This is a genomic window from Azospirillum mesophilum (genome assembly GCF_053470405.2).
The window spans coordinates 49,299-63,468 of sequence record NZ_JBPXMQ020000023.1 but is presented as its reverse complement, the minus strand read 5'-3'; the positions used below and the strand labels follow the sequence as shown (position 1 = coordinate 63,468).

Annotated in this window: 16 protein-coding genes and 1 tRNA gene; 7 read left to right on the top strand and 10 right to left on the bottom strand. The window is 68.0% G+C overall.

The window, feature by feature from the left end; all coding sequences use genetic code 11:
* Positions 1-8 precede the first annotated feature (8 nt).
* Together ACSVC7_RS21025 and ACSVC7_RS21020 are read left to right on the top strand one after the other, a co-directional pair.
* On the top strand, positions 9-956 hold the full coding sequence (locus tag ACSVC7_RS21025) for an ABC transporter permease (RefSeq protein ID WP_448206434.1): 948 nt from the start codon (positions 9-11) through the stop codon (positions 954-956).
* On the top strand, positions 953-1,798 hold the full coding sequence (locus tag ACSVC7_RS21020; RefSeq protein WP_448206433.1) for an ABC transporter permease: 846 nt from the start codon (positions 953-955) through the stop codon (positions 1,796-1,798). The genes ACSVC7_RS21025 and ACSVC7_RS21020 overlap by 4 nt, the downstream gene beginning before the upstream one ends.
* A gap of 89 nt (positions 1,799-1,887) precedes the next feature.
* Here the strand turns inward: ACSVC7_RS21020 and ACSVC7_RS21015 are convergent, their stop codons facing one another.
* Positions 1,888-3,513, bottom strand: a complete 1,626-nt coding sequence (locus tag ACSVC7_RS21015) for a hypothetical protein (protein ID WP_448206432.1) — start codon at positions 3,511-3,513, stop codon at positions 1,888-1,890.
* 159 nt (positions 3,514-3,672) lie between these two features.
* Complete coding sequence (gene gpt / locus ACSVC7_RS21010) at positions 3,673-4,173, bottom strand: xanthine phosphoribosyltransferase (RefSeq protein ID WP_448206431.1); 501 nt, start codon at positions 4,171-4,173, stop codon at positions 3,673-3,675.
* 208 nt (positions 4,174-4,381) lie between these two features.
* Between gpt and ACSVC7_RS21005 the strand changes: the two genes are divergently transcribed.
* Positions 4,382-4,458, top strand: a tRNA-Arg gene (locus ACSVC7_RS21005).
* A 62-nt stretch (positions 4,459-4,520) separates the two neighbouring features.
* Here ACSVC7_RS21005 and ACSVC7_RS21000 read toward each other — a convergent pair.
* Positions 4,521-4,715 carry a hypothetical protein gene (locus ACSVC7_RS21000; RefSeq protein ID WP_448206430.1) on the bottom strand — a complete coding sequence of 65 codons (195 nt, stop codon included), beginning with the start codon at positions 4,713-4,715 and terminating at the stop codon, positions 4,521-4,523.
* Positions 4,716-4,796: 81 nt separating this feature from the next.
* Complete coding sequence (locus ACSVC7_RS20995; RefSeq protein WP_448206429.1) at positions 4,797-4,979, bottom strand: hypothetical protein; 183 nt, start codon at positions 4,977-4,979, stop codon at positions 4,797-4,799.
* Between the two features lie 331 nt (positions 4,980-5,310).
* Here ACSVC7_RS20995 and ACSVC7_RS20990 point away from each other — a divergent pair, with 331 nt between their 5' ends.
* Positions 5,311-5,979 (top strand): YgjV family protein, encoded by a 669-nt coding sequence (locus ACSVC7_RS20990; protein WP_448206428.1) that lies wholly within the window; start codon positions 5,311-5,313, stop codon positions 5,977-5,979.
* Here ACSVC7_RS20990 and ACSVC7_RS20985 read toward each other — a convergent pair.
* Positions 5,911-6,423 carry a ferritin-like domain-containing protein gene (locus ACSVC7_RS20985; RefSeq protein ID WP_448206427.1) on the bottom strand — a complete coding sequence of 171 codons (513 nt, stop codon included), beginning with the start codon at positions 6,421-6,423 and terminating at the stop codon, positions 5,911-5,913. The two genes, ACSVC7_RS20990 and ACSVC7_RS20985, sit on opposite strands and share 69 nt — an antisense overlap.
* Before the next feature lie 167 nt (positions 6,424-6,590).
* Here ACSVC7_RS20985 and ACSVC7_RS20980 point away from each other — a divergent pair, with 167 nt between their 5' ends.
* A complete protein-coding gene (locus tag ACSVC7_RS20980; RefSeq protein WP_448206426.1) occupies positions 6,591-7,037 on the top strand; it encodes a PA2169 family four-helix-bundle protein in 447 nt (148 codons plus the stop codon).
* A 138-nt stretch (positions 7,038-7,175) separates the two neighbouring features.
* Complete coding sequence (locus tag ACSVC7_RS20975; RefSeq protein WP_448206425.1) at positions 7,176-7,385, top strand: hypothetical protein; 210 nt, start codon at positions 7,176-7,178, stop codon at positions 7,383-7,385.
* Between the two features lie 3 nt (positions 7,386-7,388).
* On the opposite strand, the gene ACSVC7_RS20970 is transcribed toward ACSVC7_RS20975, so the two are convergent.
* The 5 genes from ACSVC7_RS20970 to ACSVC7_RS20950 form a co-directional block, all read right to left on the bottom strand.
* The gene (locus tag ACSVC7_RS20970) at positions 7,389-7,583 is read right to left on the bottom strand and encodes a DUF1289 domain-containing protein (RefSeq protein WP_448206424.1); all 195 of its coding nucleotides are present in this window, start codon (positions 7,581-7,583) and stop codon (positions 7,389-7,391) included.
* A 67-nt stretch (positions 7,584-7,650) separates the two neighbouring features.
* Positions 7,651-8,184: a ferritin-like domain-containing protein gene (locus ACSVC7_RS20965; protein ID WP_448206423.1), complete on the bottom strand. Its 534-nt coding sequence runs from the start codon at positions 8,182-8,184 to the stop codon at positions 7,651-7,653.
* Positions 8,181-9,023, bottom strand: a complete 843-nt coding sequence (locus ACSVC7_RS20960) for a 2-oxoacid:ferredoxin oxidoreductase subunit beta (protein ID WP_448206422.1) — start codon at positions 9,021-9,023, stop codon at positions 8,181-8,183. The genes ACSVC7_RS20965 and ACSVC7_RS20960 overlap by 4 nt, the downstream gene beginning before the upstream one ends.
* A 20-nt stretch (positions 9,024-9,043) precedes the next feature.
* Positions 9,044-10,768 (bottom strand): 2-oxoacid:acceptor oxidoreductase subunit alpha, encoded by a 1,725-nt coding sequence (locus tag ACSVC7_RS20955; RefSeq protein ID WP_448206421.1) that lies wholly within the window; start codon positions 10,766-10,768, stop codon positions 9,044-9,046.
* Between the two features lie 204 nt (positions 10,769-10,972).
* Positions 10,973-11,653 carry a sulfite oxidase-like oxidoreductase gene (locus ACSVC7_RS20950; protein ID WP_448206420.1) on the bottom strand — a complete coding sequence of 227 codons (681 nt, stop codon included), beginning with the start codon at positions 11,651-11,653 and terminating at the stop codon, positions 10,973-10,975.
* A 155-nt stretch (positions 11,654-11,808) separates the two neighbouring features.
* Here ACSVC7_RS20950 and ACSVC7_RS20945 point away from each other — a divergent pair, with 155 nt between their 5' ends.
* On the top strand, positions 11,809-14,154 hold the full coding sequence (locus ACSVC7_RS20945; protein WP_448206419.1) for a mechanosensitive ion channel domain-containing protein: 2,346 nt from the start codon (positions 11,809-11,811) through the stop codon (positions 14,152-14,154).
* Positions 14,155-14,170: the final 16 nt, after the last annotated feature.

The window sequence follows — 14,170 nt, the reverse complement described above, 5'->3', positions numbered from 1 at the left end:
TGACCCGCGTGCTGGCTTTTCTCGCGCGCCGTCTGCTGACCCTGGCCCTGACGGCGTGGCTTGCCACGCTGGTGGTCTTCGCCGTGCTGGAGGTGGTGCCGGGCGACCCGGCGCTGCTGATGCTGGGCACCAGCGCCCAGCCGGAGGCGGTGGCGGCGCTGCGCAGCCAGATGGGGTTGGATAAGCCGGTGCCGGTGCGCTACGCCGGCTGGGTCGGCGGCCTGCTGCGCGGCGACCTGGGCGTCAGCCTGACCTACGCCCGCCCGGTCGCCGATCTGGTGGCGGAGCGGCTGGCCGTCACCGCGCCGCTCGCGGTTCTGGCGCTTCTGCTGTCGGCCGGGATCGGCATCCCGCTCGGCCTGCTGGCGGCGGCGCGTCAGGGGCGGGCGGGGGACTGGGCGGTGATGGTCTTCGGGCAACTCGGCATCGCGGTGCCCAGCTTCTGGTTCGCCATTCTGCTGATCCTCGGCTTTTCCGTGCGGCTCGGCTGGTTTTCGGCCGGCGGCTTTCCCGGCTGGGTGGGCGGGCCTGGGCCGGCGCTGAAGGCGCTGCTGCTGCCCGCCGTGGCGCTGGCCCTGCCGGAGGCCGCCATCCTCGCCCGCATCACCCGCACCGCCGCGCTGGACACCCTGCGCGAGGATTACGTGCGCACGGCCAGGGCCAAGGGGCTGCGGCGGCGGGCGGTGCTGCTGCGCCATGTGCTGCCGAACGCGCTGATCCCCGTGACCACCATCCTCGGCCTGCAGTTCGCCTTCCTGGTGGCCGGGGCGGTGGTGGTGGAGAATGTCTTCACGCTGCCGGGGCTGGGACGGTTGCTGTACCAGGCCATCGGGCAGCACGACCTGATCGTGGTACAGGGGGTGGTCGTGCTGCTGGCGGTGATGGTGGTTCTGGTCAACGCGCTGGTGGACATCGCCGCCGCTTTGATCGACCCGCGCCCGAAGGTGCAGGCATGAGTTGCCTGTGGAGCAGATTTCGGAAGTGGCCGGCCAGCCTGATCCTGGGCGCCGTCCTCACCGCGCTGGTGGTGGGGGCGGCGCTGCTGTCGCTGGTCTGGACGCCCTTCCCGGCGGAGCAGATCCGCATCGTCGCCCGGCTGCGCCCGCCGGGGCCGGGGCACTGGCTGGGCACCGACCATTTCGGGCGCGACGTGCTGTCGATGATCCTGGTGGGCGCGCGCAATTCGCTGGCCGTCGGGGCGGCGGCGGTGGCTCTTGGGGCCGCGCTGGGCGTGCCGCTGGGGCTGGCCGCCGCCGTCTGGGGCCGCTGGGGGGATGAGGCGGTGGCGCGGCTGGGCGACCTGCTGTTCGCCTTTCCGGCGGTGCTGACGGCGATCCTGCTGACGGCGGTGCTGGGCGCCGGGGCGGTCAACGTCGTGCTGGCGCTGGGCCTGTTCAACGCCGCCGTCTTCGCGCGGGTGGCGCGGGGTGCCGCGCTGTCCGTCTGGCGGCGGGAGTTCGTGCGGGCGGCGCTGGCGCTCGGCCGCGGGCCGGTGTCGATTACGCTGGTGCATGTCCTGCCGAACGTGGCCGGGGTGGTGATCGTGCAGGCGACGGTGCTGTTCGCGGTGGCCGTGCTGAATGAGGCGGCGCTGAGCTATCTGGGCCTGGGCATCCAGCCGCCGTCCCCCTCCTGGGGCAAGATGCTGGGCGACGCGCAGACCTTCCTGTTCACCTCACCCCTCCAGGCGGTCTTCCCGGGGGCGGCCATCGCCGTGACGGTGCTGGGGCTGAACTTGCTGGGCGACGGGCTGCGGGACGTGCTGGACCCGCGGCACCGGTCGGCGGGGGTGCTGTGAGGCGGCGCTTGCCCCCTCCCTAACCCTCTTCCGCGAAGCGGGGGAGGGGGCAATCGGCCGTCACTTGACACAAGACGAATGGGATTGTGTCAACCCGGCTGCCGGGCCTTCTCCGACAGTTCGATCAGATCGACCAGCTCGTTGCTCTTCCAGTAGCGGGACTTGCCGACCTCCGTCCGCGCGGTGGCGATCAGGTCATCGATGATGTCCCATTCCTCGGGGGCGAGGACGGTGGTCTTGGCCTGCTCCAGACGGTGGCACAGCAGGCGGACCATGTTGTGGCTGGTCGTGGGGATCCAGCGGCTGATGCGCAGGCCGAAGACGGTGCTGATGCCGTTGATGCGCAGCAGATGCTCCATGCGTTCGTCGAGCGTCTCGGTGTCCTCGAACTTCATGGCCTTCTCGACGTTGGCGCGCATCTCCTCCAGCAGGGTCTCGCGCCACTTCACCAGCTCGTAGGTTTCATAGCCGAAGTCACGGGCGCGGTCCTGCCAGGCCCACAGCAGGCGGTCCAGCCAGATCACATCGGCATGATCGACCACCCCGTGGCGCCGCGCGACGGCGGCCTGGGCGGAGCGTTCCATGGCGATGCCGGCCACGCGCACGGCCATGATCTTGTCGGCGGCCTGCCACGCGTTGCGGAAGGTCGGCTCGCTGCGCCGGTCCTCGATCATGCCCGACGCCGTCACCGCCTCCATCAACTGGCCCAGGCGCTGCATCAGCGCCTCGATCCGGGCCTTCTCCTTGACGCTCGGCCGGATGGGGGAGCCGGGGACGCGCTCGTTCAGCTTCAGCACGGCGGTGAGCGCTGCGGTCAGCGCGCGGGTGGTCGCCAGGAAGTGGGCGGTCAGCGCGTCGGTGATGGTGTTGCCCCGGCCGGGGTCGATGCCGCTCTGCCTGATGTAGAGCGCCGTGACCGCGTAGTTGCGCTTCACGTTCAGCACCGACAGGGGCAGCAGCACGGCGATCTGCGGGGTGTCCTTCAGCCGCTCCGCCAGATCGTCGGTGGCGTTCATCAGCGCCTCGGCCATGCGCTCCCGCTCCCAGGCGGAGGCGCTGTTGACCGGGAAGGATTCCAGCCGGGCGGCGACCATGGCCGCCGGTCCTTCCGCGTGCGCAAGGATGTCGCGCATGGTCTGGAGCGTCCCGGCCTCGATGTGCGGCGCCTTGTCCAGGAAGGCGGACAGCAGGCGCGTGCGGCGCGGCCGATTGCGCGACATGGCGGCCAGCGTCTCGTCCGTCGCCTTCTTGGTGGCGAGCACGGCGTCCAGATGCTTCACGGCGGCGACGCGCATGCGTTCCATCAGCGTCATTGCGGCTGCGGAACGAAGCACGCGGTCGATGACCTCGCTGCGCGCCATGTCGTCCAGCTTTTCCTGCGCCTCGACGGCCAGCAGGGGGAAGGCGTCGCGGCTCATCACCTCCCACAGGGCGCCGACGTCCACGCGCTGCACCATGCCCGGCACGGAGACGCCGGCGTGGAACAGCACGTCGTCGTCGATCATGAAGGCTTCGAAGAGCGTGGTGAACAGGCGCCGGGCGCGGTTGGTGCGCTGGCGGTTCAGATACTCGATCACATACTGGCGGACGAGCTGGACGCGCTCGGACGGTTCGCCGTCCATCCCCTCGATCTCGCTCAGCAGGCTGTAGACGAAGCTGGCGGGCAGGCGCGCGACCAGATCGTTGATCTTCTCCCGGAGGGAGTCGTCGGACATGTCGAACATGCGGATTCGGTCGCGCGATTGGTAAAGTTTGCGACGACTTTTATGCGCGGGGGAAGGTTAACATTGCGCAAAGGAAAAAAGCAGCGCCCGCCGGGACGGGCACTGCTTTCGTCATAGCGTCGTCGCCGCTGCGCGGGGCCGGCCTGCGGATCACCCGCCGCGGTGCTGCTTCGCGATCGGCTGGGAGAACTGCAGTTCGATGTCCCAGGGGAAGTGGATCCAGGTGTCCTGGCTGACTTCCGTGATGAAGGTGTCGACCAGCGGCCGGCCGGCGGGCTTGGCGTAGACGGTGGCGAAATGGGCCTTCGGCAGCATCTTGCGCACGATGATGGCCGTCTTGCCGGTGTCGACGAGGTCGTCGATGATCAGCCAGCCCTCGCCGTCGCCGGCGTTGGCGCCTTCCACGCCCTTCAGGACCATCGCCTCGCGCTGGTTCTGGTGGTCGTAGCTGGAGACGCAGACGGTGTCGATCAGGCGCAGTTCCAATTCGCGCGCGATGATGGCGGCCGGGACCAGCCCGCCGCGCGTCACCGCGACGATGCCCTTCCAGGGACCCTTGTCGATGAGGCGCCAGGCCAACGCCTTGGCGTTGCGATGCAGCTCCTCCCACGACACGGGGAAGTGCTTGTTGAAGGGGACGGCTTCGGGCACGGTTTTGGACTCCGAAAGAAACGTGCGCCGCTTATAACGCAAAGCCTGGCGCGTGGGCAATCCGGGGCTCCGGACCTGCCCGAAAGGCCACAGCGGGAAACCTTGCGGGACGGGTGAAAAAAGCGCTTGCAGACCAAAACTCTTTTGAGTAAGTTGCGCGCCTCGACGCCGGACGGTCACCGCCGACGCCGGGAAGACAAGACAGGATGCGCCCGTAGCTCAGCTGGATAGAGCACCAGACTACGAATCTGGGGGTCAGGAGTTCGAATCTCTTCGGGCGCGCCATTCTTCTTCAAGTGCACAACAAAGCCGCCGCAAGGCGGCTTTTGTGTTTTCCGGCCGACCGATCAGCGGGCCTTTTTCTTCGATGCGCGCTTTGCCTTCGACGGGGCCTTGGCCTTCGCGGGGCTCGTCATGGCCTTGAGCAGGGCGGTCTGGTTGCGCTTGGCCGCCGCGGTGAACATCCCGCTCCAGAAGCCGATCGCCTGATTGGCTGTGCGGTTCGCCATCGAAAGCCAGACGCTGCGCGGGCTTCCCTTCATCCGTCCCTCCGTTGCTGATCCCTGGACAACAGGCCAGACAACAGAAAAGACGCGGCTTCGTAACGGTCGCCGCAAAACCGCTCAGAGCGGGCGGCCGGAAGCGGCCCGCATCCAGGAGACGGTCAGCCCCGCCTTTTCCGCGCAGCCGTAGTGCCAGGGCCGGTTCTGGGCGTCGCCCGCCCAATGCGGTTCCCCCGTCCGCAGGGGCCGGGTGCAGTGACAGCAGATCGGTTGGGCCTTGGTGGGCTTTTTGGGCGTGGTCATCGCTCGTCACAGGAAGGGGCGGTCGGTCGGGGGCGGAGAATGCCGTCGCGCCAACGCTGGGGGAACCGCGCAAAGGTGTTAGCGGCTATCCCTTGGAACAGTGGCCATGCTTTTCAATACAGCGATGGTACAGGATGGACATGCGCGCCCGTGCTGGCGGTATTGCTTCCTCCGCAGAGCTGTCCATTCCTGGTCACATCGCGATTCATAACCGATTAACCGCCGGCGCCTATGGTCGGCCGCCTTTGCTTCTTCCTTTGCTGCGCCGCAGCATCAAGCGGAATTCGGGTCAACCGAATTCAAAGAACCCGGAACTCAAGGGCGTTCGATTATGGTTTTCCTGCTGCATTACTTGCCGTCCCTGTCCCTCGTCACGGTCACGGGACTTGCCGGTCTGGCGTTGGCCACGCTGTCGACGCTGCTGCAGGACCGGCGCGCGATCCTGGCCGCGCAGGCCGGGGCCGGCGCTCTGTTCGTGCTCCATTTCCTGTGCCTGGGTGCCCAGACGGGCATGCTGATGTGCGCGCTTGGATTGATCCAGCTCGCCACGGCCTATCCGGAGAACCGCCCGCGCTGGCTGGGCGTCGTCTTCGCGATGACCGTCCCGACGGCGCTGGTCATCGCCGCGGCGACGTGGAACGGGCCGATGTCCGCCCTGTCGGCGGCCGGCTTCATCCTGGGGACCATCGGCCGCTGGCAAAGCTCGGTCGGCACGATGCGGCTGTTCTTCCTGTCCTCCACCGTGGTCGGGGCCGGGCACAACCTGCTCGCCGGCTCGACCTTCGGGCTGGCCTCCGACGCGCTGGCGCTGTCGGGCCACCTGTGGAGCCTGTGGCGCGACCGCGCCGCCACCTCTGCCCAGGTGGCCGCGCAAGGGAGGCCGCGCGGCGCGCGGCGTCTCCCTCTCCGTTCCGCGGTCGCGGTGCGGCGGTCAGCGTTTGGCCTCGGCGACGCCGGCCGTTTCCTTGCGCTCCAGATAGGTCTTGGTGAGCTGCGGTAGGCGCTGTTCCAGCCAGCCGGCCATCTCCAGCTCCTCGTCCAGGCTCTGCTGGAGCATACGGGCGATTTCGGGCTCGCCGACCTGTTCCGCCGCCGCAATGAGCGAGCGGTAGTTGGCGATCTCGAAATGCTCGAAGGAATAGTTGAAGATCGCCGCCTTTACGATCTCGTCGGCGGTGATGACGCCGGACAGCGACTGCGCGTTCCCGATCAGCATCGCCACACCGGTCTTGATGGCCGAGGTGTCGGTGCCCAGCCGTTGCAGGCACTGCTTCAGCCGGTCGGCCTGCCGGTTGGAGACCTGGATGTGCTCCTGCACCTTGGCGAGCACTTCGGGGTAGTTCTTGATGCGCTCGGCCTGCCGTTCCAGCATTTCGACCGCCTGGCTTTCCATGGCGTGGGCATCGCGCAGCCAGTCGGTCAGGGACTCTTTGCTGTTGGCCACGTTCTCTCTCCGTCGTTTCGTTATCGGAACGCCCTTTGCGGGCTCGACCCGAACAACAGGCGCGGCCAAGGTCCGTCACCATGGCCGCTGCCGGCAGCCGGCCCGGGAACCTTTGGCGGGGCCGCAGGTTGAGCAATCGTAGGGCAGCACGCCAGGGGAGGGCGGCCATGATGGAAAAGGACGAGATCGTCGACACGCTCAACGATCTCATTCGCATCGTCGAGGACAGCCACGAAGCCTACCGACAGGCCGCGGAGACGGTGCAGGAGGATGATCTGAAGGCGCTGTTCAACGATCTGGCCGCCCAGCGTGGCGCCATCGTTCGCGAACTGCAACGGCTGGTGGCCGAGCAGGGCGGGGCTCCGGACATGGGCGGCACCGTGATCGGCGGCGCGCACCGCTTTTTCCTGGAACTGAAGAACAACGTCCTCGGCCACGACCGGCAGGCCATCCTGGCCGAGGTGCAACGCGGCGAGACCGAATGCGTCAGCCGCTACGACACCGCGCTCGCCAAGGACCTGCCCCTGCCGATCACCGCCGTGGTCGCCCAGCATCTGGACCGCATCCGGGTCGACCGGGATCGCATGACAATGTTGCGCGGAGCGGTTGCCTGATCCTTTGGATTAATCCGCCCATCCGTGGTGTTTGTTAAGGTGCAGCGCACAACGCAGCATAAAGGGGCCGGGCATCCCGTCCGGCTCCAGCCGCCCCAAAACGCAGCGCCCCAAAACGCACCGTCAAGGACACCACAGATGATTGCCGACGAGCTCGTCACCGCAGGCGCCTTCGCCCTGTATCAGGCCGAAAATCCGCACCGGGTCGCCGAATTCGGCAAGAGCGGCAACGCCGACGCCGCCATCGCCGCCGATTTCGAGACCTACAAGGGCCGTTACGTCCGCAAATTCCAGGATTTGGCCGCCAGCCTGAAGGGGCTGGGCCTGACCGTCACGCGCGCGGTGTGAGGACTACAGCCCCGCCGTCGCCCTTCGCTCCTCAAGCTCCGCCAGCAGGGCGCGCTTTTCGTCGGGCTGCATGTTTTTCCAGGCCCGGATCTCGCCGAGCGTCCTCAGACAACCGGTGCAGTGGGAGCGGTCGGAGGTCAGCTTGCAAACGCTGATGCAGGGGGACGGAACGGGAAGCTCTTCGGTTTGAACGGTCATTCCGGAGGCCAAAAGGAAACGGGACGGCCGAAGCCGTCCCGTCCTTACCATCAGCCCCGGATCACGCTCAATCCGAAATGTTCGGCGGATCGGGATCGTCGTCCCAACCGGCCTTGGGGGCCGGGAAGCGCTCCAGCCACTGGCGGACCAGCGCGACATGGCCGGCTTCCTCGTCCGCGAACTCACGGGCGAGGCGGGCGACCTCCGGGTCCTTCGTCTCGGCGGCGACGGACTCGTAGTACTTGGCGCCCTGGTTCTCGCTGACGAGAGCCATCTTCAGCGCGTGATGCGGCTTCATCAGATAGTGGGCGTTCTCGAAGGCCGCGGCCTCCGGCGACTCGTTGGTGGCGTCCCACTGGAACTCCCAGGGGGCGACCTTCGGCAGCGAGCCGTATTCCTGGGCCAGCCCCTTCACCTCCTCGGCGTGCTTCTTCGAGTAGGTGGCGAGGTCGCGGAACAGCTTGGCGACTTCCACGTTGTTGTGGGCCTCCATGCTGTCGGCCAGCTCGTCGTAGCGGTCGGCCGCCTCGATCTCCAGTTCCAGCGCATGGGCCAGGAAGAAGCCCACGTTGGTCGCGCCATTGGCAACTTTCGTCTTCATACCGCGAACCTCTCTTCGATCTGGGCGATGCTGTGGCTGTCCTGCGACACCGGCTGGAACGGACGGCGGTTGCCGGCCAGGAAGATGCCGAGACCGAAGCCGTCGTCCTCCAGGACGGCGCGCATCGCCTCGTTCGGATCGTCCGTCGGCTCGCGGCCGTAGGGGTGGACGGTGCTCTTCCAGTTGCGCTGTTCCGGACGGAAGGTCACGCACGGGCTGAGGATGTGGATCACCGAGAAGCCGGGGTGCTTCACACCCTCGACGATCAGGCGGGCCACCTCGTTCGGGTCGTTGGAGAAGCCGCGGGCGACGAAGTTCGCACCGCAGGCCAGCGCCAATGCCACCGGCTGGATCGGGTTCACGCCCGGGCCTTCCGGCGTCAGCTTCGACTCGCACCAGTCGGACTCGGTGGTCGGCGAGGCCTGACCCTTGGTCATGCCGTACACCTGGTTGTCCATGACGATGTAGGTCATGTCCACGTTGCGCCGGCAGGCGTGCAGGAAGTGGCCGCCGCCGATGGAGAAGCCGTCGCCGTCGCCGCCGAAGATCAGGACGTCCAGTTCCGGCCGCGCCAGCTTCACGCCCGCTGCCACGGGCAGCGATCGGCCGTGCACGGTGTGGTAGCCGTAGACGCTGGTGTAGGCGGGAATGCGCGACGAGCAGCCGATGCCCGACACCACGACGGTGTTCTCGCGCTTCAGCCCCATGTTGGCCATGGCGCGGGTGATGCCGGCCAGCACGGAGTAGTCGCCGCAGCCGGGGCACCAGATGGGCTTAACGTCGGACTTGTAGTCGTGGGGCAGCGGGCCCGTGACGTCCTCGGTCAGATGCGTATCCATAGTTTTCGTGCTCCGGCCGGTCAGATCAGGGAAAGAAGCGTCTCAAGCACCTCGCGGGCGCGGACCGGCAGCGGGCCGGGGCGGCTGAACACCGACACCTCGCCCGGCAGGTCGTAATGCCCACGCAGGAACTTGTGGAACTGGGCGCCGTGCGTCTGCTCGACGACCAGGACCTTCGTGACGCCCTTCAGCGCCTCGGCCAGCTTTTCCGGCTGGACCGGGGAGATCAGGCGGATGGCGACCAGACGGGCCTTGGTGCCGCTGGCGGCCAGACGCTGCACGGCCTCGCGCGACGGGCCGGTGGCGGACCCCCAGGTGACGACGGCGATTTCGCCCTCGCCCTCGATGTCCGCCCAGGCATCGCCGAAATCATAGCTCGTCAGCTTGCGCAGGCGCTTGTCGAGCTGCTTCTGGTGATCGGACGCCTGCGAGGACGGCAGGGCGCTTTCCGCATGCTCCAGGCCGTCGGCGGTGTGCTCGCCGCCCGGCATGCCGGGGATCGCCGCCGGGGAGATGCCCGACTCGGTGTTGGCGTAGCGCAGGTACTTCGCCTCGCCGCCGAGATCCGTCGCCAGCAGGCGCTTGGCCGTGTAGGGGGCCTCGGCCGGCTTGTCGATGACGGCGCGCGACTGGCCCATGGCCTGATCGGACAGCACGATCGCCGGGGTCTGCAGCGCTTCGGCCAGATGCACCGCCCACTGGGTGGTGAACAGGCAGTCGCCGATGGAGGTCGGGCCGACCACCAGATGCGGGGCGTCGCCGTGCAGGCCGTAGACGGCGATGTTCAGGTCCGACTGCTCGGACTTGGTCGGGATGCCCGTGGACGGGCCGCCGCGCTGCACGTCGACGATGACCACCGGGGTTTCGGACGCCACGCCCAGGCCGATGCACTCGGTCATCAGCGACAGGCCGGGGCCGGCGGTGGCGGTGATCGACGGAACGCCGCTGAAGGAGGCGCCCAGGCACATGGCGATGGAGGCCAGCTCGTCCTCAGCCTGCACCAGCTTGCCGCCGGTCTTGGCGAGGTTGGGGGCCAGCCACTCCAGGATTTCGGTCGCGGGCGTGATCGGGTAGGCGGCGCAGAACTTCACCCCGCCCTTCAGCGCGCCCAGGCCGGCGGCCTCGTTGCCGGAGATGTTCCAGCGGACCTCGCCGTCCTTGCGGCTCGGCGCGGCCAGCTCAAGGCCCAGGCCCCAGCCGGCGACTTCCTTCGAACCGGCGTCGATGCCGGCGTTGGACGCCTGGATGGCGGCGTCGCCCTTCTTGCCCAGCGCCTTCTGGATCACCGCGTCGATGCCCGCGCGCGGCAGGCCGATGATCGCCGCGACGGCGCCCAGGCCAACCATGTTGACGCGGCCGCCGGGGATCTTGCCGGCCAGCTCCTTGATCGGCAGCTCAACCTGCTTGGCGCCGCTGGCGGCCAGGACCGCCGGCACCTCGCCCTGCGACGGGTCGGTGATGATGACGCTCTTATCCGACAGGGGAAGTTCGGCGGCGAACCGTTCCACATTCTGCCAGTCGAAGGCGATGATCAGGTCGAAACGGTCCCCCGGACCATGAACGGGTGTCGGCGACAGGCGAACGAGGGCGGCGGCTTCACCACCACGGATCTGCGGGCCGGTGGACCGCGACATCAAACCGTACCATCCCACGTTGGCGGCGGCATCCAGCAGCATCTGTCCGGCGGTCATCGCGCCGGCGCCACCGCTGCCCACCAGGGCAATCGTGACCGAGTCCACTGTCATATGGTTAATCCCTTGCGTCCGAATGTGAGTCGCCCGACGCTGCTACGGCTACGTCATCCAGTCGGAACAAGGGAATGATCTGGCGCAAATACTCGCGCCGACGGCAAATTTTCCAAGCGGTTGCCGATGATTGGTGTTACCAATCGTAAATCGCCGGTCAACCAGCGACGACACGGATTGTTCTTTTCCCGGAATGTCCCGCTGCTACTCCGTGTAGCGCTCTTCCTTCCAGGGATCGGCGTCGTTGTGGTAGCCGCGCACTTCCCAGTAACCCCGGCGGTCCTCCGCGACCAGTTCGAGTCGCTTCACCCACTTGGCGCTTTTCCAGAAATACAGTTTCGGCACGACGACTCGGACGGGGCCGCCGTGGTCGCGGCTGATCGGCTGGCCCTCCCAGTTGGTCGCCAGCAGCGCGTCCTCCGCCGCGAAGGCGTCGAGCGGCAGGTTGGTGGTGTAGCCGTCCGACGAATGGCAGACGACGAAGCGCGCCTCCGGCTTCGGCCGCACGATCTCCAGAAGGCGTCGGGTGCCGACCCCCTCCCACTGGTTGTTGTAGCGCGACCATGTGGTGACGCAGTGGATGTCGCTGACGAAATGTTCCTGCGGCTGCGCCTGGAAATCCGCCCAGCGCCAGGTGACCGGATTCTCGACCAGCCCGTCCACGGCCAGCGTCCAGTTCTCCGTCGTCACGCGCGGCACGATGCCGAGGTCGAGCACCGGCCAGTCCTCCACCAGCCGCTGGCCGGGCGGCAGCCGGTCGCGCGCCGGGTCGGCGGTCTGCCCGGTCAGCCCCCGTCCCTCCTGCGCCCACTTTTCCTTGGTGGCGACGAGCTTCTCGCGGATCTGGCCATCCTTCTCGATGTCGTTCTCGTCCTGGTCGGTCATGATCGGTCCTCCGCGCTGCCGGAAACTGTGGGGGACACGGATTATGCATGGGCGGGTCCGTCCCAAAAAGGTTTGAAATGCCTTGGGTTGGCAAGCGGGAAGGGGCGGGCTAACTTCCCCTCCTCGCGAATATCAAAAGAATGGATAGGACAGGGATGCTTCGCGCATGCACCCGGTGGACGGGCGGGTTTGCCGCTCTCCTTCTCCTGGTCACGGGCCTCCTGGTCATCAGCCTCGCTCTGCCGGCCTTCGCCGCCGGCCCAGCGCCGGGCGCGGCCATGCCCACCGCCGCGGCTCCCGCGGCTTCGGGGGGCGCCGCCCCGGCCGCGTCGGCCGAACCGACGCCCGAGCAGCTGCAGGCCATGGTCGTGACGCTGGAGGACCCGGCGGCGCGCGCGCGGCTGGTGGAGCAGCTGAAGGCGCTGGTCGCGGCGCAGAAGGGGCTCGATCAGGCCAAGGCGGCGGAGACGCCGGCCAACACCCTGCCGGAGACCATCGGCGCCACCGCCCTGTCCTTCCTGGCGCAGCGCATGGATGTGCTGAGCCACCAGCTCGTCCAGGTCGCCAACGTGTTCAAGGATCTGCCGGGGGCCGCCGACTGGGTCCGTCGCCAGATCAACGAGCAGTCGGCCCGCGACCGCTGGGCGCAGATCGGCATCCAGCTCAGCATGATCCTCGTCGCGGGCGGGGTGATCGGCAAGTTCGTTGGCTGGCTGCTGGCCCGGCCGCGCGCCGCGCTGGCCGCCCGCCGGGGAACCACGACGCTGGTGCGGGTGCCGCTGCTGTTCGGCCGGGCATTACTGGAGCTGGCGCCCATCGCCGCCTTCGTGGTGATCGGCTACGGCATCCTGTCGGTCAGCGAGCCGGCGCCGCGCGTGCGTCTGGTGGCGCTGGCCATCATCAACGCGACGGTCATCCTCCAGGTGGTGATGGTCGCCGTCCGCATCGTCATCGCGCCTCACGCCCCGAACCTGCGGCTGGTCCAGATGGGCGACGCCAACACGGTTCGGCTCTACGTGTGGATCCGCCGCCTCGCCGCCGTCGGCATCTACGGCTATTTCATGGCCGAGGGCGCCTATGTGCTGGGCCTGCCGCTCGGCGCCTACGGCGCGATGCTGAAGCTGCTGGGGCTCGCGCTGGCCGGCATGCTGATCGCGCTGATCCTGCAGAACCGCCGCACGGTGGCGGAGTGGATGCACGGCAACCCGCTGTCGGGCGACGGCGACCCGGCCTCCACCGCCGCGCGCGAGGCGGAGGGGCAGGGGGCGGTCCTGCGCTCCGCCCGCCGCCGCTTCGCCGACATCTGGCATGTCCTGGCCATCGTCTACGTCGTGGTGACCTTCGGCGTCTGGGTGCTGAACGTCTACGGCGGGTTCGAGTATCTGGCCCGCGCCACCGGCATCACCATTCTGGTGGCCGCGCTGGCCCGGCTGCTGGTCAACGTCACCAACCGCACGCTGCGCCGCGGCCTGCGCATGAAGGCCGAAACGCGCGAGGCCCTGCCGCAGCTGCAGGAGCGCGCGAACCTCTACGTCCCGGTCCTCTACCGCGTCGCCAAGACGGTGATCTGGATCGTCGCGCTGATGATCATCTTCTACGGCTGGGGCATCGACACGCTGGCCTGGACCGAGTCGCCGCTGGGCCAGCGCATCGTGCGCAGCACCGTGACCATCGGCCTTCTGCTGGTCGGCTCCGTCGCGGCGTGGGAGATCGTCAGCGCGATGATCGAGCGCTTCCTGGCCTCCACCGACCGCAACGGCACGCGCATCGAACGCAGCGCGCGGGTGCGCACCCTGCTGCCCTTACTGAGGAACGCCTTCCTGATCGTGCTGGTGACCATGGTGTCGCTGATCACCCTGTCGGAGCTGGGCGTCAACATCGCCCCGCTGCTGGCCGGTGCCGGTGTGGTCGGTCTGGCGGTCGGTTTCGGCTCCCAGACGCTGGTCAAGGACATCATCACCGGCCTGTTCATCCTGTTCGAGGACAGCATCAGCATCGGCGACGTGGTGGACGTCGGCGGCGGCCATTCCGGCACGGTGGAGGCGCTGTCGATCCGCTCCATCCGGCTGCGCGATGCCTCGGGTGCTGTGCATTCGGTGCCCTTCAACTCCGTCACCACCGTCAAGAACATGTCGAAGGACTTCTCCTACGCCCTGTTCGAGGTGCGCATCGCCTACCGCGAGGATCCGGACCGCGTCATCGCCCTGCTGAAGGAGATCGGCCAGGGGCTCCAGTCCGACACCCAGTTCGCGCCCGACATCCTGGCGCCGCTGGAGGTGATGGGCCTGGACAAGTTCCAGCCCGACAGCACCCAGCAGATCACGGCGCGCTTCAAGACCCGCCCGACCAAGCAGTGGGGCGTCTCGCGCGAGTTCAACCGGCGCATGAAGAAGCGCTTTGACGAGGTGGGGGTGGAGGTGCCGACCGGCTCCATGCAGCTGATCGTCGGCGGCAACCAGCCCGACCGCGCGCTGGCCGAGGTGCTGAGCCAGGGGTCGTGATCCGGACTCGATATTG